Source organism: Acinetobacter sp. V102_4 (genome assembly GCF_031799005.1).
Taxonomy (GTDB): domain Bacteria; phylum Pseudomonadota; class Gammaproteobacteria; order Pseudomonadales; family Moraxellaceae; genus Acinetobacter; species Acinetobacter calcoaceticus.
In genome coordinates this window covers 99,449-119,587 of record NZ_JAVQNR010000052.1, presented here as the reverse complement: position 1 = coordinate 119,587, position 20,139 = coordinate 99,449, and the positions used below count along the sequence as shown (strand labels likewise).

9 protein-coding genes and 3 pseudogenes are annotated in these 20,139 nt (G+C 38.2%); 9 read left to right on the top strand and 3 right to left on the bottom strand.

What is annotated here, in order from left to right:
• The first annotated feature begins 27 nt into the window (after positions 1-27).
• The 6 genes and pseudogenes from RMB13_RS19145 to RMB13_RS19120 form a co-directional block, all read left to right on the top strand.
• Positions 28-1,130 (top strand): annotated as a pseudogene (locus RMB13_RS19145) (YqaJ viral recombinase family protein).
• 118 nt (positions 1,131-1,248) lie between these two features.
• Positions 1,249-2,142 carry a hydrolase or metal-binding protein gene (locus RMB13_RS19140; protein WP_311086088.1) on the top strand — a complete coding sequence of 298 codons (894 nt, stop codon included), beginning with the start codon at positions 1,249-1,251 and terminating at the stop codon, positions 2,140-2,142.
• A gap of 150 nt (positions 2,143-2,292) precedes the next feature.
• Positions 2,293-4,029, top strand: a complete 1,737-nt coding sequence (locus RMB13_RS19135; RefSeq protein WP_311086087.1) for a ShlB/FhaC/HecB family hemolysin secretion/activation protein — start codon at positions 2,293-2,295, stop codon at positions 4,027-4,029.
• Positions 4,030-4,075: 46 nt separating this feature from the next.
• Positions 4,076-10,207 carry a DUF637 domain-containing protein gene (locus RMB13_RS19130; protein ID WP_311086086.1) on the top strand — a complete coding sequence of 2,044 codons (6,132 nt, stop codon included), beginning with the start codon at positions 4,076-4,078 and terminating at the stop codon, positions 10,205-10,207.
• 9 nt (positions 10,208-10,216) lie between these two features.
• Positions 10,217-10,684 carry a hypothetical protein gene (locus RMB13_RS19125; RefSeq protein ID WP_311086085.1) on the top strand — a complete coding sequence of 156 codons (468 nt, stop codon included), beginning with the start codon at positions 10,217-10,219 and terminating at the stop codon, positions 10,682-10,684.
• A gap of 367 nt (positions 10,685-11,051) precedes the next feature.
• Positions 11,052-11,400: pseudogene (locus tag RMB13_RS19120) on the top strand (putative toxin); the annotation flags it as partial.
• A gap of 247 nt (positions 11,401-11,647) precedes the next feature.
• On the opposite strand, the pseudogene RMB13_RS19115 reads toward RMB13_RS19120, so the two are convergent.
• Positions 11,648-12,549: pseudogene (locus RMB13_RS19115) on the bottom strand (IS481 family transposase).
• Positions 12,550-13,001: 452 nt separating this feature from the next.
• Positions 13,002-14,252: a serine hydrolase gene (locus tag RMB13_RS19110; RefSeq protein ID WP_311086083.1), complete on the bottom strand. Its 1,251-nt coding sequence runs from the start codon at positions 14,250-14,252 to the stop codon at positions 13,002-13,004.
• Between the two features lie 236 nt (positions 14,253-14,488).
• Here RMB13_RS19110 and RMB13_RS19105 point away from each other — a divergent pair, with 236 nt between their 5' ends.
• The gene (locus tag RMB13_RS19105) at positions 14,489-14,644 is read left to right on the top strand and encodes a hypothetical protein (protein WP_311086082.1); all 156 of its coding nucleotides are present in this window, start codon (positions 14,489-14,491) and stop codon (positions 14,642-14,644) included.
• A gap of 672 nt (positions 14,645-15,316) precedes the next feature.
• Here RMB13_RS19105 and RMB13_RS19100 read toward each other — a convergent pair.
• Positions 15,317-15,889, bottom strand: coding sequence for a TetR/AcrR family transcriptional regulator (locus RMB13_RS19100; RefSeq protein ID WP_311086081.1), 573 nt, complete (start codon positions 15,887-15,889; stop codon positions 15,317-15,319).
• Between the two features lie 109 nt (positions 15,890-15,998).
• On the opposite strand from RMB13_RS19100, the gene RMB13_RS19095 reads away from it, so the two are divergent.
• Positions 15,999-18,824 carry a DUF2345 domain-containing protein gene (locus RMB13_RS19095; protein ID WP_409070797.1) on the top strand — a complete coding sequence of 942 codons (2,826 nt, stop codon included), beginning with the start codon at positions 15,999-16,001 and terminating at the stop codon, positions 18,822-18,824.
• A gap of 10 nt (positions 18,825-18,834) precedes the next feature.
• Positions 18,835-20,130, top strand: coding sequence for a VRR-NUC domain-containing protein (locus RMB13_RS19090; RefSeq protein ID WP_311086080.1), 1,296 nt, complete (start codon positions 18,835-18,837; stop codon positions 20,128-20,130).
• Positions 20,131-20,139 lie beyond the last annotated feature (9 nt).

The window sequence follows — 20,139 nt, the reverse complement described above, 5'->3', positions numbered from 1 at the left end:
AGATCACAACAAAAACCACATCTTCGGATGTGGTTTTTATGCCTTAAAAAATATAGGAGTACCGTCATGGGACAAGTCCTGACGAGTCAGCAGCAACCTTTTATAGGTCCACCTGTTGCAGCAAAAACTTATTCATATCATAGCAGACGAAGTAATAAAGCCAAACGATTGGTTGAAACCAAACAGATGAGCCGTGAACAATGGCTACAAATCCGAAAACAGGGAATTGGTAGTCGTGATGCAGCAACAGCCTGTGGGTTAAATCCGCACATGTCGATGTTGGAACTGTGGATGATTAAAACAGGTCGAATGCAACAGGGCATTGAAGATGAGAGTGCAGGCTATGCTCCTTTATACTGGGGGAAAAGGTTGGAACCGCTAGTCGCTGAATATTACAGCATGCATACCAACCATAAAGTGCGTCGAGTCAATGCTGTGTTGCAGCATCCTGATGAGGACAAAGCATTTATGCTGGCTAATCTGGATTATGCCATTGTCGGGTATGATGAAGTACAAGTCTTAGAATGTAAAACAGTTGGAGAATATGGTGCCCGATTTTGGCGGGATGGTGTTCCGCTTTATGTACTGTGTCAGGTACAACACCAGCTCGCGGTCACTGGTAAACAAGCAGCTCATGGTGTGTATTGATCTGTGGACATGAAACCAAAATATTTAAAGTGACCCGCAGTGAGAGTGTGATTGAACACATTGTACGGGCGGAACGCCATTTCTGGAAATGCGTGGAAATGGATATTCTCCCAGCCGTGGATGCGTCCGAATCAGCCGGTAAGGCATTACAAGCGCTTTATCCTGAGCAGACTCCGTTACTGACAGAAGACTTCACTGACAATGCGGTTGCCAACAAGTTATTTAATAAGCTACTGGAAGAAAAGCGCAAGATTGAAACTCATCAACAACTGTTTGATGAACTCAAATATCAGTTACAAATACTGATGAAGGATGCTGAACGAGTGGTCTTTATGGGAGGATCGATCACATGGAAGAAGGCGCAAGATTCAATTGGCCTAGATAGCAAAGCTTTATTGAAAAAGCACCCTGAATATTTAAAGCAATTTCCACAAACCAAAGCAGGGACGCGGCGTTTTCAGGTTTATCCCAATGGTCATTAATTTAACTCAAGGTCGAAATTGAATTATATTAACTACTTACTCAACTCTAGCAGCCATGATCCCATGCCGTTCAACAGCATGGGATTTTTATTTAAAGAACAGAGCAGAGATAACAAACATGATTAAAGGTTTAGTAATTACACCCCCGATATTGGGGCGTATCAGTATCGGTAAGATCGTAGAAAAGAATGGCAAACGTATCCCTGAAAAGGATGACCAGTTTACCATTACCAGTCAGATTCAGAGTAAGGAGGGTTGGGTGAAGCATCCAATGGATGAAGTACTACGGGGAAAAGCTAGTAGTAACAAGCTTCGCAACATCCCTGTCAGGATGATTTTTAATGATCCTGAACTGAATCTTCGAGCTGAGTACAGCTTGTTTGATCGGCAGACTGGACGCCCTGTTTGTATTGGGAACGGCGAGACTTGTCAGCGATCAGGAGCACAGGGAGTGGAACAGCATCCTTGTCCTTCGCCAAGTTTATGTTCACTGGCACAAGGTGGCTTATGTAAACCCTATAGCAGACTTTATGCCAATTTGGATGATGTAGATGAGTTTGGGACATTTATTTTTAGAACCACAGGTTTTAATAGTATCCGAACATTAGCAGCACGACTGGCCTATTACCATGCAGCATCAGGCAAGCTGCTTTCATGCTTACCATTACAATTGACCTTACGAGGTAAAAGCACCATACAAAGCTATCGAACTCCGATCTATTACGTGGATTTAACTTTAAGGGATGGAACAAGCTTGCAAGAGGCAATTACCACAGCGAAGCAGATTTATAAGCAGAATAAACAGTCAGGATTTTATCAGGAGGCATTAGATCAGGTGGCACGACAAGGCTACGCCAATACCAAGTTGGAGATGGAAGGTGAGGAGGGGGGCGTGGTTGATGAGTTTTATAACAGTAATGAACAACAACAACAGACCCAGACTGATGTCTTACATTCAAATGTAACAATACTACAACAAGGTTTAGCACAGAGTGTTAAGGTGATTCACTGATATCAGGAGGGCTGATGCCCTCCTGATGGTTTTTTAATATTTTTCTTTGTTACATATATGAATTTTGTATGAAATCTGTTGTTGAATATGGGTGAATAATGTAGTTTTTGTTTAGTTTTTTATCCATTTAGTAAATTTATTTAACATTCCATGCAAAACAGAAACTTTATTTATTGTGCTTTTCTTCTCTGCGGTTTCGTGACACATGCTTATGCTATTGATGATTTTTCTCTACCCGATCGTATCCGTCAGGAACAGCGTTTAAAAGAACTGAATCAACAACTAGAAGATCAATTCACACAACTTGCGCCTAAACCTGTCACCACACAGGTACAGGATTTTAAAACTATTATTGTTCCTGAAGAACCCTGTGTCGAGGTCAAGAATATTGATTTTGATCGAAAGACATTACAAGACCCTGAGCACTATAAATTTCATTTTATGCTTCGAGCGATCTGGAATCATCCGCAGAAGATTATTGGCAAGTGTATCGGTACGCAAAGCTTACGTAACCTCGTTAATTTCGCCCAAAATGAATTGATTAAAAAGGGTTTTATTACCAGTCAGGTTACTGTTGACCCTCAAGATATTCAGCAAGGTTCTTTGCGACTTGGTGTGCAGATTGGGCGTTTACGTAAGATCATCGTAGAAGGTGAGCAACTCTCCTTATTACAACTTAAAGCAGCTTTACCCTTTAAAGAAGGCGATGTCCTTAATCTACAACAACTTGATCAGGGTCTCGAAAACTTAAAACGAGCTTATACGGTAGATATACAAATTGTGCCGTCAAATGAGTCTGTTCAGGAAGCTAAAGGGTATAGTGATCTGATTATTAAGTTACAGCCACAATCAAAAATCAATTTAAATTTTGGTCTGGATAATTCAGGGAGTAAAGATACAGGTCGTTATATAGGTAGTCTGGGACTCAATATTAATAATCCATTCTATTTAAGTGATTCTCTTTCTTTTAATTTTAGTCATTCATTAGATAACTTACATCGAGACTTAAATAAAAACTACTTTGTAAGTTATCAGCTTCCGTTAGGAAATTATGATTTCAGTACCAGCTATAGCCGTTATCAATACGAACAAAATGTATTAGGTGCAAATGGTCCACTACGTTATCACGGCTTAAGCCAACAAACTAATCTTAATTTATCTCGTGTGCTTAGTCGAAGTGGACAACATAAAACCAGTGTATATGGCAAGCTCTACCATAAGCAAAATTCAAACTTTATTGATGATATTGAAATCGAAGTTCAACGTAGAAAAACCTCAGGTTGGAATGCCGGGATACAACATCGGCAATATCTGGGTAATGCTGTATTAGATGCTGGTTTGGATTATCGACATGGTACCGGCGCTTTCGATGCATTATTAGCGCCAGAAGAACAAATTAAGGACATTGATAAAAATCCATTACCGTCAGAAGGGTATTCCCGTGCACCGATATGGAGTGCCGATTTACGTTTTCAAATGCCATTTTTGCTTTTAGATACGCCTGCTCAATACCGTTTGAACTGGCGTGGACAATATGCTCCACGAGTTTTAGTACCTAATGATCGTTTTTATATCGGTGGTCGTTATAGCGTTCGAGGTTTTGATGGTGAACTGATGCTATCAGGCGATAACGGGCAGTATTTACAACAGGAAATCAGCCTAAATACACAAATTCCTAATACTCAATTTTACATGGCTGTAGATCAGGGGTGGGTGAACGGTGAGAACAGTATTGCTGGGCAGCGTCATCTGATGGGAAGTGTCGTAGGACTACGAAGTTATCTGAACCATTTTTATATTGATGCCTTTACAGGGCGAGGCCTAATCGCACCTAAAAGTATAAAAAAAGACTGGATTTTGGGATTTAGCCTAAATGCTTTTTATTAAGTTTCCTTAAGAAACAAGATTAATTTTAATTAGAGAAAACTGACTTATGAATAAAAATCTTTATCGAATTGTTTTTAACAAAGCCCGTAACATGTTTATGGCTGTTGCCGAGAATGTCAGAAGCCAGAGTAAAGCGGTAGGACAATCTACAGGCTATGGCACAGTCGGCTCGGAACAATCTTTAGAACAAGAAAAATCATTTCATCAACTGTGGCATATCAAGGCATTGGTGGCAACTATCAGCTTATTGGTGCCATTTGCTCCGGTCTATGCTGCTATTGTTGCAGATAGTGCAGCGAATGCTGCAAATCGGGCTGTCATTGGTGCTGGCAAGAACTCAGCAGGCACAACCGTTCCTGTGGTCAATATCCAGACCCCTAAAAATGGGATATCCCACAATATCTATAAACAGTTTGATGTCCTTGCAGAGGGAGCCGTTTTAAATAATAGCCGAACAGGAGCTACCACTAAAACTGTAGGGGCAGTGGGGGCAAACCCATTTTTAGCGACTGGAGAAGCGCGAGTTATTTTAAATGAGGTAAATTCAACAGCTGCTTCACGGTTTGAAGGGAACTTAGAAGTCGCAGGACAAATGGCAGATGTGATTATTGCCAACCCTTCTGGTATTAACATTAAAGGTGGTGGCTTTATTAATGCTAATAAGGCAATTTTTACTACGGGTAAACCTCAATTAAATGCCGATGGTAGTATTAAACAGTTCACAGTTGATCAAGGGAGAATTACGGTTTCAGCAAATCCTAACTCTAAGTTTGGATTAGGGGGAAATAATAACGATGCAAATTATGTAGACCTTTATGCTCGTGCATTAGAACTTAGTGCAGAACTCCGAGCCAAAAATGATATTCAGGTGATTGCAGGGGCGAATACTATCGGTGCAGATTTACAGAATGTTATGGCTAAAACAGGAATAGGGACTGCACCGACATTAGCTGTGGACGTGAAAGCACTGGGCGGGATGTATGCCAATAACATCTATTTGATGGGTACAGAAAAGGGCTTGGGCGTTACCAATGCAGGGACTCTTCAGGCAGTCAACAATCTGGTAATTACCAGTGCAGGGAAAATTGAGCATAATGGTACAATCAGTTCAACTAGTAAAACCCAAGGTTTAGTGAACATACAGACAACGGGCACTGGTGCAGTTGCAGATATCAACTCATCAGGGAGTATTAATAGTAATAGCATGCTCAATATTGATTCAGGCAATAACCTGAATGTAAATGCCAAAGAAATTATTATTAATAATGGTAGCTTGGCTTCTTCTCCTTTAATGATCAATACTAAAGGTAATTTAAATTTAGCAGCGAATAGCCGAATTTTTAATGATGCACAGAGTGGGGATGTATATGTTGATGCAGCGAACATCAATCTGGCAACTAACGCAGGCATCACCAGTAATCGTGGTTCTGCTTATATTCAGTCACAAAAAGATGTGGTTGCAGCACAAGGTGCAAAATTAATAGCAGCACAAAATTTGAATGTATCTGGAAAAGGTAAGCTCTCACTGAACGAAAATCAGATACAGGCATCCTTGGGTTCAATAAACCTACAAGCAGATTCTTCAAATACAGATGGTTTAATTGATATCCGAGGTGGGACTATTTATGGGGGTAAAGATTTAAACTTATATAGTTCAGGAGATGTAAATTTACAGAATCTTGGATTTGCACTTGAAAATTCTGCAACACGAGTCAAGAATATTAATGCTCATAGTGGACGAAATTTGGTCTGGAACAATGCAACAAAAGTTCTACCCCAGATTACAGGGAAAGTTGCATTGGATGCCGAGAATAATTTAAGTATTTCAGCTCAAGGGGTCTCTAGCAAAGATAGTATTCAGTTACAAGCAGGTCAATTAACATTAAATACAAATCTCACCTCCCAAAAAGATATTAGTCTGATCGCAGAAACGACTGATTTGTTTCTAAATAATGTATTAAATGCTCAAAATGATATCAATATTTCAGCTTTAACTGGTGGGATTACTGCCAATAGCCTCAAAGCCAATTCCAATGCCGGCAAAATTTCGATTCTTGCAAATAAAAATCTGGTGTTAAATTCACTACAAGAAACAGAATCAGCTCCTTGGGCCGATCAAGATGGTGCGACAACAGATATTACATTCATCAATGGTAAGAAAGGAGTTACATTAGGGTCAATTGGGGAGGGGAATGTACAATTAAAATCGGCCCATATCATTGCTGAACAGGGTGATATTCAACTGATTGCAGGCAATGGTGTTTCTTTACAAGCGAATACCGATGTGACAATTAGAGGTGATCAGGGATATGATGATATTAGAAAGAATATTTTACAGGGACAATCTTTACAGATTCAGAATAAGAAAGCAGATGTCGTCATTGATAACACCACTTTAACAAGCTCTGTTGGTGGTTTATCTATTAATAGTGAGGGTAAGACCACATTAACAAATAGTAAATTAAACTCTAAAGGAAATACCGAGCTTTCTGCCCAAGATCATTTGACTTTACAAAATATAGAAGCGAATGCTGATAAGCATATGGCTTTGAGTAGTAAAAAGAATATTTATATTAATGGGGAATATGGGGCTACGACGCTTTGGAAACCGAATATTCAGAGTAAATTGACTTCTCAAGGGAGCTTGTCAATGATTAGTGCGGGGAGTCATGCTGCCCAGAACACTACCTATACGGGTGGAGCAATATTATTAGAAGCAGGAAACATTCTGACAACGCCCTCCAATGCAAAATTAACATTTAATGCAGTTGATAGTGCTTTTCTCAGAAGTGATCCTGTTCTCAAAGATTTAAATGGTGACCTTACGATTCAGACCAATGGTGCTTTAACGATTGACCCAAAGATCCATACGTTGAATGTTAAAGGTGATGTCCAGCTTATTTCAAAAAATGGAGCATTAAACCTAAATGGGTATGGAGGAAAAAACGGTAATGGATCAGAACAAGTTGTAAAAATACAAACGAATGATGGAAATATTAATTTAACCGGAACAAAAGTGAATATTAATGGAGCAAAGTTACAAGCTAGCTCCAGTAACGCTTTTATACCAAGAGATATTAACATTACTGCAACAGATGGTGATGTTGTCATAAGTGGGGTTAAGAATACGGCAGTTGATTACGTTACGCAAAAACGCATTCAAGAAATTAGTATAGAACTGTCTGCTTTAGATGCACAAATTGAACGATATAAACGAGATCAAGCGAATTATAAAGCACAAACTTTTGAGTCCATGGTGCAGCAAAGAAATATCATGTCTCAAGGTTTAGAAATGTTAAAAACCAAAGGGAAGGCAATCGAGCATTCATATGCAGAAATATTACCATGGACAAAGGCTGCGGCAATCGGTACAGGTACTCCCTATTGGGCGAAAGGTAATGTCAATATATTGTCTAATGGCGGTATCAAACTGGAGGGGGCCCAAGTTGATGGACTTGGTGTATTAATAAGGGCAAAGGGACAGTTATCCGAAGATCCAGATGTTGGAAATAAAACAGAAGTTTTACCCAACAATGTCATTATACAAAAATCACCTACCAGTATTTATATTGCCGGATTGTTAGATGAGTTTGAATATGGAGTGGCTGGAGCCAGTAATTATGGGTATGCTAGTTTTAATACCCCAAGTTATATTAATGGTTCAAAATTGGTAAAAATAGAAACACTTGGGGGAAATAATGGCTTAACAATAGTCTCTTCTTCCCTAAGTGGCGGAATTGATGGAGTAAATTTAGCTGCTTCTGGAGATGTACGTTTAGAAGCCTCTCAAGAAGAATTATATAAATACTCCACAAAAACCTACAAAACTGGCAATTGGTATAAACGTAAAACGGTTACAGAAACGGAAACTTATAATACCAATACGCCTACACCTACTTCAATAATTTCAAATAGGGATATTAAAATCTCTTCGAATGGAAACCTCACATTGGTATCCACAGATTTACAGAGTCATGATGGAAATATTAACTTAAATGCAGGGGGCTATTTAAGGCTTTGGACTAAACCGACAAGCCAGTTTAGTCAAATTGATGTGTCCAAAAAGTCTAAGCTTTTTGGGGTGAAATATAATACAAGTACAGTGAGTTCAACTCGTTCTGTTGAATCTGAGTTGCCAGCTGTATTGGTTGCTCAGCGAAATACCAATTTAAGTTCAGGAAATACAACATGGATTAGAGGATCCGAGTTTGAAAATAAACTTGGTCATGCTGAAATTAAAGCTGGTGTTGGTGAAAATGCAGTTGAGGGCGCGCAAATTATTCTACAAGATATTGTTACTAAGATAACCGAAACTAAAAAAAGAGATTCTAACTCAGTTGTCTGGCAATCTATGCAGGATAAAGGCTCTATTACAGAAACAGCCAAATTACCAAGTTTTAATGGACCAACCCCACCTACATTTAAAGCAGCGGGTGGATTGAGTGTACAAGTTCCAATTAGCGAAAAAGATGCCAATAAAAAAGTACTTCGGGATGAAATATTAAAGCTGGCGAATCAGCCTGGAAATACCTATCTCAAAGACTTAGTCAATCGCAAAGATGTGGATTGGCAACAGGTCCTCCTTACTCAAAAGGATTGGGATTATAAATCACAAGGTTTAACTGGGGCAGGAGCTGCCTTAATTGTCATCATCGTCACTATTGCGACAATGGGTACTGGTACAGCAGCGGCAGCTGGAGCTGCGGGAGGAACAGCCGCAAGTGGTACTACAGTCGGACTTGGTGCAAGTATGCTTGGTACCGCGGGAGTAACCACCACAGCGGCAGGCGCAATTGTTCCGTCAACATTAGGAGCCATGGCGAATGCAGCAGTCACCAGTCTGGCTGCTCAGGCAAGTATTGGCTTAATTAATAATGGTGGGGATATTGGTAAAACCCTAAAAGAGATGGGAAGTAAAGATTCTATTAAGAATCTGGCTGCATCTGTTGTGACAGCAGGATTACTCAGTCAAGTGGGTACTGCACTGAATTTAAAGCCAGACAGTACGTTGTTGCCTGATAGATTAATGAATAATTTTACCTCTTCAGTAGGGTCAACTTTAGTACAAAATGTGATTAAGGGCGGGGATCTCGGAGATAATTTACAAGTTGCTTTACTAGCAGGCCTAGCTGGGGCATTACAAGGAGAGTTGGCTAGTCAGATTGGCACGAGTTTAGATAAAGTTGATCCGAATATATTTGAATATACACTTCATAAAATTGCTCACGCAGCAGTTGGATGTGCAGCGGCCGCTGCAACGAAATCTAGTTGTGAAGCCGGTGCAATTGGTGCTGGTGTTGGTGAAATAGTTGCAGAGCTTATGATTCCAGCAGGTAAAACTGCACTTGATCTAACAGATGCCGAAAGAACAAAAATTAAAGATACAAGTAAGATTATTGCAGGGGTTACAGCAGCGTATGCAGGGTATGATGTTAACACTGCTGCTAATAGTGCGAATGTAGCAGTTGAAAATAATACTTTTGGTAAACTTCTAACAACAGCAGGAAAAGCAGCCTATAAAGTTGCGAAAAAAATTACGGATATGTCTGCATCGGCACGTGCTAATTTAAAGCCCGCCGATGTTATCGATATGTTCAGAAAAGAAGGTATTCAGGGGGTAATTGATATTGGGGACAATATTATGACCTTGGTTGGCCCTGCATCAACGCCAGCGGATAGAGCCTTTGCAGCAATTGATTTGCTCATAGGTATTGATTTAAAAGCAGGAAAAAATATTGATGTTTTAAAAGCTGATCGAGAAATTATTACCCAAAATGTATCTATACTTGAAAAAAGGCCTACACATCGGACTTCAGAAATTGATGTTGGTAAACAATTAGGTAATACAGCTTTACCTCAAGTAAGTTATAAAGGTGGCCAAATAGTACCGTATGGCACACCTGGGAGTGTAAGACCAGATTTTAGTATTGGTAACACTGTGGGTGTTGAGGTAAAAAATTATAATATTGTGAATAATTCATCTGGTTTAATTAGTAATGTTTCAAAACAGGTTATTACTCGTGCGGAGCATTTACCAAAAGGGATGCAACAGCAGGTGATAATTGATATTAGAGGACAGAATGTTACGAAAGAGCAAAGAGGAGCGATTGTTAGTGGTATTGTTTCAAAAACGAATGGCTTAATTTCAAGAACATCAATTAACTTTAAAGAAAAATAGGTAGGTAATATGAGTACCATTGGATTTCATGGTGGATGTCTTATGAGCGGACTGGGTAATGTGGAGGAGATGAAAGAATTCTTTGAGATTCTTCATGATATATCCAATGGCCTAGATAATAAGATGGATTTGCCATTAGTTTTTGATCGTTTATATAAACGTTACGTACGTTACGAGGATATTGATAAAACAAAACAAATTATGGATTCTTTGAGAAAATTGCTGACCCAAGATGATAATACAACATACGTAAAATTTTTAGAATATTTTGATAGTTTTGATTCTTGTTTAGAAGATTCGATTTATTTTTATAAAAAATTTGAAGAATATCAGCCATTAAAAATTACTGTTGTAGATATTCCTTGGTACGTGTTAGAAACACACCGTCCTTTAGAAGAATACGATCAACTTGAAGGTGAACCATTTTGGTCAAAAGAATATACGGAAGAGGAAATAGAGCGGTTAAGTAACTTATAGTTAAAATATTTAATCGTTAAAACTGAATATTCAACTAAAAAATGGGAGAAACTCCCATTTTTTAGTATTTATGTATAAAGAGTTTTACGTTTGGGCCGTTAGGAGATGAAGAGCACCGATGCAAAGAAAAATATATAAATGAATCTATTAAATGAAGTATTAAGAAAAATAGAAGACCTTTGAAGTAAAGACCAAAGCATGCTGTTCATAGAGGAGTAAAAACTTTTTTAGTTTCGTTGTATTTTGAATAACGGTATGTCCGCACATAAATTTAGGGCTACTCGTACAACATTAACCCGATTAGACAATATGATTATTTACATCAACAAATACTACTTCTGGTAAGAGTGTTTTAAATTACACACAAGATGTGAGCAGAAGCCGATTAAATGGTAAAGAATTTGAAATGAGTGCTGCAAGTAAATTGGGAGTAAAGAGAAATACTGATCGACAAATGATTACTATAAAAACTGAGAGAGATGGACAAATTAATATTATTCCAGATACGTTTGGTAATGGTGGGACATTAGTTGAGTTCAAGAATGTTCAATATCTTACAGATACCCAGCAACTCAGGGGGGGGATGGGCAACTGGCAAACCAGTTACTTTGGTAGTAAATATGAATACAAAGGTATCTGAAACTGTGAAGAATAGTATTTTGTCTAATAAGGGGACAATTCAAAGATTTGATCATATCAAAATGAGACTTCCTTGATGTCTAGGATGCTGGGAGCAGTGCAATGTCAATTTTAGGCAAATTAAATATTCATTAACACAATCTCTATTGGATGTGGGGGAAATTTATTTTAATAAGTATTTGAAAAAGTTGTAAATAATTTATGTATACTAGATTGGCGTTTGTTTTGAATATGCTATTTATAAGTACTTTCTGTCAAGCTGAAATGATTATGAAATATGAAAAAGAAGTTGTGAATACCAGCACCTCCGCTGACACTATGATTTTAACACAACTTTTCTTTCAGTCGCTCATAGGGTGTTTTTCCATCCATGGCTGCATGGGGTCTGGCATAGTTATAGAATGCTTCCCATTCAGCCAGTTTGGCTTTTAAATCCACATCATCGGTGTAGTCTAATAACTGGTAAAACTCCATTTTATCCGTCTTATGAGATCGTTCGACCTTACAGTTATGTTTTGGAGTTCGCGGCTTAATGTATCGATGATGAATTGATAGATCATTTAAATGCCAATGGAATTTCGATTGAAACTCATGACCGTTATCAGTCTGAACGGTGTGAATGCGGAAGGGAAACTTGTCAATTACACGGTCTACGAAATCAATAGCATTCGCTTGATTATGTTTTTCGTAAATCTTTAATGCTCTAATTCTAGTGGTATCATCAATGGCTGTATATTGATAGCGTTTGATTTGTTTTCCATTTTGATCCTTAAAAAATAGAAACTTTACATCAACTTGAACGTGATGACCTGGTACTTGCTTTTCATAGCGTTGGGGTGTTGGAATAGATCGTTTGCGCTGATTTTGAGGTAGACGATTCATGCCATGTCGCTTTAGAACAAGATAAACACCAGCTGCTGAAATTTTAATTTGATGATAATGCCATAAATACCAACTGATTCGTAGCTGACCAAAATGATAATGCTGGCGCAGGTGAATAACCTTTTCTTCAATCGCAGTAGGAGTCCGTAGCTTGGGATTTTCTGGACAGGGCTTGCTGTTCACCAATCCAAGCTCACCTTTAGATTGGTAATTCTTTTTCCATCGATAAAAAGTATCTCGTGAAATACCAAAATAACGACAAGTAAAGGCAACATTACCGCTTTGTTCAGCATGAGCAAATACTTTTAATTTATGGCAATTTCCCGTTGGGCTTTTGTACTCAAGATAAAAACTCCTGTGACATTGGATGAAATTTACCAAAATGTCAGCAGAAGTCTTAATTTTCACAGTAAGGTGATATTACTACATCGACTATCAGGCTGAGTGGTGTGGATAAGGCATCCAGAGGCTCAACTCACGCGTTTTTTCGCTCACACCTACCTATCTTGGCCGAACAGATGGCATTGAATTGATGAAAGCTCTAAAATGGACCTGTAGTAATTAAATGGAGTTTATCTAAACCACTTAATTTTACAAACTGGATAAACGCTATGATATTTATTGTACATTGCCCACTTCGCCTGAACCTGCAAATAGCCAGTTTCTACGCCCCAATGCCCATGGCGGGCTGTAAGACCAGCACTAACTTTATTAAGTTGGTGCTGCTCATATTGAAAATATGATAGATAGGAAAAGTTTTAATTCGTTTAATATTAATAAGAAATTGAAAAATATATTAATTCTTTATTGAGTCAATTGCCTGGAGTAGTCTTGTGAATAAGATTGCTAATTTAGACTCAGGTTGTGGTTCATCTCCATTTGCAGTAAATACTACACAAACTTTATGCCCTCTTTGAGTTTTACCGATAACGGAAAAATTTATTACGCCGTATTCTGAGCCACCTTTGAAGCCAAATTTTTGCCAATTTAAATTTTTAAATAGAGGATTAAATGAGCTATTCAGAGCAGGTGAATCTTTGGTACTTGTAAGAATATTGCAAATCTCATCGGCTGACATATACCACTCAACATCTTGCCACGTAGCTGATTTTCCAATGCTGTCAATATCTGGTAATGGCATTTTGCCTAGCTCTAAAAGGATCTGATTTTTAACTTGACTGTTATTTACACTGTATTTAGCCCTAAGTTCTTCATTATTAGAAGCGATCAATTGGAAAAATTCTCTAGTAGTTAAAAGTGGAGTATTTTTAGGGGAAAAAATTTCAATGTTAGATTTTTTGAGTAGATGTATAAGACTATCAGTAGCAGTATTATCACTAGATTGAATCATTAATTGAGCAAGTATCTCTAGATTTACAGGAGTTTTTGCGGGAAGCATTTGTAAAACTCCTGAAGGCAATGAGCGACTATTTTCTTGGAGTAGAATAACCTGATCACGTTTAATTTTACCTGCTTTTATAGCTTCTTCATAAGCTGTGAGAACTAATAGTTTAAACGTAGAACCAACAGCCATAGGAGTCTTTCTGTTTTCAGTGAAAATTGGTTTATCATCCACCGTAATTAAAAGAGATTTATTTCCGATAGCAGCATATTGTAAGCTTTTAATAGCTTCTTCTAAATTAATATTCTTGAATTTGGGTGCGCCAAACCAAAGTGTATGTATTTGATTGTTATGGTCAAGAGCAATCGTAATGGGTACTTGAGCTTTTTCAAAATATGCAAAACCTCTTCCGTTTGCGATATCAACGGAATCTAGTGTCCCAAATGATAGCTTCAATTCTGTGATTATTTTTTCAAGTTGGGATGCAGGAACCTGTTCTAAGAAAATAGGACTAAATAAGGATAAGTCCAAGGATTTATCCTTGAAAATCAATGAAACTTTATCAGAAGCTAGATCATTAGTTTGTTTTGTTGCTGCATAAGAAGTAGTAGCTAAAATAAGAGAAGAAAAGGATATAATCATTACTCCTACAGCAAAAAATAAAGATCTGGAAGAGTCTATTTTCCTTGTTAGAAATTTCTTCATTAATGGTCTTCTTTTTGAAATCTTAATCTATTTTATCTAAAGATTTGTGAAAGCAAATAATTTTTGAATCTACTATTGTTCAATAGTAGATTTTGTGAATTTATACTTTATGAGATGGGAGCGCTTACTAGCTGAATTCAGCAGTGTTTGAAAAATCAATTCAAGTCTATCTTTTGACACATTTTTCCCAATGTGGCTTTATTATGCCTTTAAAATTAAAAATGTAGGAGCAAATTATGGGACAATCCACGATCGCCCAACAGCAATTTTTTATCGGTTTACTTACGGGGTCAAAACTTTATCGCAAAAGTAATAAAAGAAGCAACCGAGTCAAACAATTAGCTGAAACTAAACAGATTGATATGTATTTGGGAATTGTTTCTTCTTTTTAAGAACTTTTAAATTGAAAAATTTCACTGAAATAAGAACGAAATTTGTAACCCCAAAAGGTGTTGACCTAAAAATCAATACCACTTTTGATATCTTATATTATCCTTAGTGGTTTAAAAAGTTTGCTCGTCAAGTGGCGTTGTAATCATTTATACGTATTTAGAATATATATTTCTAAAATAGCTATTCACAGATAACCCGGAGAGCTTTATGCCCACTCTTATCGATACCTATTTTTTTTATGATTGACTAATCGTATGGCAGTATTGTATTTGGCACTTTCCGAAATATCATGTTGTGTATATGACAGCCTTAAGTTTATTTGTTATAAATCGGAAAAGCATTCAAATTCTCATGAAGAGATGTATTAAAGTTTAGTTATCACAATAGTAGTTTTTATGCATAATTTTTTTAATAGTTTTGCTCTAATTTTTGCTTTAGTTCTGATTGTAAGTATCGGATTGAGACTCTTTGGAGTTGATGTGATGTGGAAGGATATCACGGCAATTATGTTGATTTTCTCTGGTGGTTTTGTTGGATTATTTGTCTATAGCAAGTTTGTCGTGAGGAAATCCAAGTATTAGTTTCACAGGTGATTGTATGACTTGATTGCTGCTAAACCTATCGATTTGTGGATCACTAAAAATATATCAACATGGCCTAAAGCAAATGGCCTACTTCCGATTTTTTTCTAGTTCAATCAGAGTATTGATATAAGCCCATGTTTTCTGAGGTTGAAGCAGGTTCTTATCATAAGCCGAGTCACTGATTACACCATCTAGAATATTGATGAATAAGCGAGCTAAAAATGTAGGATTGTTCATGTTTAATTGTTCAAATAAAGACAATGTGAGTTGGAACAACCAGTCTTGATATTCATCTAATACGATAAAAATAGAAGGGTATAGCTCTCCGACATCCATGCGTGCTTTATGGAATGGGCATCCTCTGGTCTCATCTTGACTGATCCAGTTGATATACCACATATAGAGTTGATATAACTTTGCTAAAGGGTGTGTTTGACCAGAGATACTGTGTTCCACACCCATTTGAATATCGAGTTTTAATTCTTGTAAGCAGGCTAGTACTAATTCTTCCTTTGAGGGGAAATACTTATAAAAAGTCATTTTGGCGACATTAGATTCAGTAATAATCCGGTCAACACCGACAGGGATGTAACTCTCTTGTGTAAACAGCTTCATTGCTGTCGTTAAAATCATTTTTTGCTTTTTACTCGGTTTCTTCAAATCATTCCAGCTCCTGAAGTACGTCGTATCAATTTATCACCTTGGATAGACAGTCCTGTATATTTTTTATAGAATATGATCAATTATGACTCAAATTTATAAAAAAGTGATGTTTAATAATATCTTCCAAATTCTAGAGGGTTTTGGTTTTCTCTCACAGCATCGTGCGATATATCTTCAGTTTTTCGATGCATCCCTGAATAGTCAAGTTTTTTTACAACGTATTGATGGGCAGCAACATCTTAACCTGGGTACGACAGCCGAGTTGATTTGTTTGTCCACCCATGCTCACATTCCACTCAAGCAATTTATTGGTTTACAGGTTGCTGTTGATCAGGTGACAGATCAAGGACAACTATTTCGTACGACAGGTATTATTACTGCAGCCTCACAGGGACAAAGTGACGGCGCTTTAACCTTATATAAGCTCACGATCAATGACCCAAGCTATCTCTGGCATAAACGCAGAAACAGTCGTGTGTTCATGAACAAGAGTGTGAAAGAAATAACCGAAATTCTTTTTCAAGAATGGCAAGGGAAAAGCCCATTATTTGCTGCGAGTCTGACTTTAGATTTAAGCGGATTAGAACAGCAGTATGGCATACGTCCTTTCGTTATGCAGTTGAACGAAAGTGACTATGACTTTTTAACCCGTTTATGGCGGAGTGAAGGCATTAACTGGTTAATTGATGAAGCTGAGCTTACTGTACCGAGCAATACAGATCATATTCAGCCACAAAAATTACGTCTTATTGATGACAATAACCAGTATCAGGCACTGACAAGAAGAACGATCCGTTACCATCGTAGCAGTGCAACTGAACAATTTGATAGCATGACCAGCCTGATTGCTGGACGTCGTTTGCAACCGACTTCTGTGCATGTGCAGCGTTGGCAGTCAGATGAGTTACAACAAAAAGATGGGGCAGGCAGTGTACAAAGTAGCCATCAACATAGTGCTAGCTATGACAATCACAGTTTAAGTCTGGAAGATGCCTGGCACTTTAGTCCGGCATGGATGCAGGATTTGAATGGAGAAGATGGTGCGACCTCAGCAAGCGATCAACAACTGGACAAGTTCAATCAGAACCTAACGGCTTACCATGATGCTCAATCTAAGCAGTTTATTGCTCAAACCACAGTTCGAGATACACAAGTTGGTTATTGGTTTGAACTGAATGAACATCCTGAAATTGATCTGCATCGCGGTGCAGACAAAGAGTTTCTGATCATTGGGAAGCATTACTACAACCAGAACAATTTACCGAAAGATTTAAACCAACAAATCCAAACCTTGATTCAACAAAGCCATTGGTTCATCAACAGTCAGATTGATGATCATGAAGAACGGCAAGGCAATCAACTGATCTTACAACGTCGTCATATCAAGACAGTCCCGGAATACCAGCCTCTACAAAACCGACCGAAAGCCTCGCCTCAACGTGCCCGTGTAGTGGGACCCGAAGGTGAAAGTATCCATGTTGACCAGTGGGGGCGTATAAAGATTCGTTTCCTGTTTACCCGAAGTGATGACCATCGTCATGATGGTGGAGCAGGAAGTAACGACAATGATACTGATTCAGCGTGGGTTGATGTGCTCACTCCTTGGGCTGGAGAGGGTTATGGAGCGCGCTTCTTACCACGTGTGGGTGAGATCGTGGTGATTGATTTCTTTGATGGCAATGTCGATCGTCCGTTTGTAGTCGGACGTATCCACGAAGCCGAACGTCACCCAACCCAGTTTGACCAGAAAGGGCAACTCCCCGATACTAAAAAGCTCAGTGGCATCCGTTCAGAAGAAATAGATGGAAAAGGCTTTAACCAGCTACGTTTTGATGATACGACTGGGCAAATCAGTGCCCAGTTACAAAGCAGCCATGCAGCTAGTCAGCTAAACTTGGGTAACTTAAGCCACCCAAAAGACAAGGCAGAGAGTGATGGTCGTGGTGAAGGCTTTGAACTCAGAACAGATCAATGGGGCGCAGTTCGAGCTGGTAAAGGCTTACTTGTTAGTACTCATAAACAGGCTCAAGCTCAGGGTGTACACCTAGATGCAGCCGAGGGCAAACAACAAATCGAAGGTGGTCTTAACAATGCCAAGGCACTCAGTGAAGTTGCCAAAAACCAGCAAACTGATCCATTGGAAATGCTTGAAAACCTAAAAACTTTCTTGGAACATATTGAAGAAAAAGACCAAGAGAAAGCTGCTGCATTTAAGCAAGCCTTGATGGTCTTAACCGCACCTAACAGTATCGCTTTAGCCAGTAATGAAGACATTCACCTCAGTGCAGATGGACAGTTAAGCCAAACTGCTGGAGACAGTATTAGCCTAAGTACCCAAAAGAACCTGATTGCTCATGCCCAAAACAAAATTAGCCTGTTTGCTGCTCAACAAGGAGTACGGCTTTATGCTGGTAAGGGTAAGGTTGAAATACAGGCACAAAACGACGGTGCAGATATCATTGCCCGTAAGGGTGTCCAGATTATTTCTACGGAAGACAAAATAGAAATTAGTGCTTCTAAAGAAATTGTGATTACCTCGGGTGGATCTCAAATCAAGATCAATGGCTCAGGAATATTCCCTGTTACGGGTGGTAAGTTTGAGGTGAGGGCTGGACAGCATGTGTTTATGGGAGGTGAAAAAGTTTCGGTTCCTTTGCCAAAATTTAATTCCTATTACTCCGGTTATTACATCATCAGAGATCAAAAGACGCAGCAACCATTAGTGAATTACCCTTATGAGTTACAGTTACAAGATGGTCGAAAGATCATTGGTAAGACTAATAAAGATGGTGAGACATTATTTGTAAATACAACCGCAGCTCAAGAAGTGAAATTTATTGAACAAGAGAAAAAGAAAAAAACTGTGCATCAATTATTTGCAGCGGGTTCGGGTTCAATAAATTTAAACCTTGAATATTTTGATGATGAATAGGTAATAAAGAATGAGAATGATTACTCGAGTCGAAGTTGATAAAAAATTTCAGGATGTTGAAAAGCCAGATCTAGGGTATATCTGGGCGAAGTCTAATTTTGTTTTGAAATACATGAAAGGCCCCAATGTTATCGTTGAACCAACAGAAAAGAAGATTCGTAGTTATCAGGCAGCTTTTTATATTTTAGTCAATATTGATGAAAAGATTAATAAATATTTGTGGTATTACAAACCTGAAGTGACGTTCAGTATGCCGTCAAAAATAGATCAAGCAAAGAAGACACCAGCGATCCCGCATTTGATTTCTAAGTATGTCAAAGTTGCAGATCGGAATAGTGAGAATTTTGATTATGGGGAAAATCGAAGGCATTCACCATCTTGGCGTTCAAAGCTCGTATCTTCAAATAAGGTAGGAAGTTATCGTCGTCGTCCTGATTTGATTATTGTTAAAGATCCTCAACGTCGTTGGCCTGGGGGAGATATCGATACAGAAGATAGTCTTTATCACTATGAATATGATGACAATATAAAAAGACTTGTGGAAATGAAGTTTCCCAAAGATAGATTAGAAAAAAGTCAAGAAGCAGATTATCAATATATTGCGGGAATTAATCGTTTTAGTACGGTGTGGATTACCGAGGATAATGATCAATCCAACCATGAAAATACTTTTGAATTTTCACCAGATCTTGTTCCTATTTTTGCAACCCAAAGATTACCTGATGCATATAAATTGGAAACTTGGGTACACAATAGTTATCATCCGATTAATTTGTTAAGAGAAGAACAGATTAAAGAGGATTTATCAGGTTATTTCCGTCCAGAAACCTTGAAACAGTTACAACAAGATGCCCCATGGTTATTTAAAACTGGTGAATTTACAGTAGAGAATGGGCAATATTCTTTTGTACCTGAAGATGGTAGTGAAAAGTTAACTTATTCTGAGTCCGAACTTCAACAGGCATGGCAACATATACAACAAGAAGTAGATATTGATGAAGATCAACTTAACGAAAAAACGACGGCTTTATCGTCCCCACATTCTCAAGAAGTTATAGAGTTACCAACCATTGTGATTGAAGCAAATGCAACCACGGGGATGTCCACTGGTGAAAAAATTATTCTTGGATTAGAGATTGCTGCGACTGTGGCAATGTTTATTCCTGGTGTAAATATTGGAGCGGGTGCACTAAGAGCTGGATTGTTTTTATTCAGAATAGCAAAAGCAGCTAGGTTTGCTCCAAAAGTAGCACGAGGGTTGCAAAGTATATTCCGTGTTGGGAAGCAAGTGGCGCCAGCCTTTTAAGAATGGGAA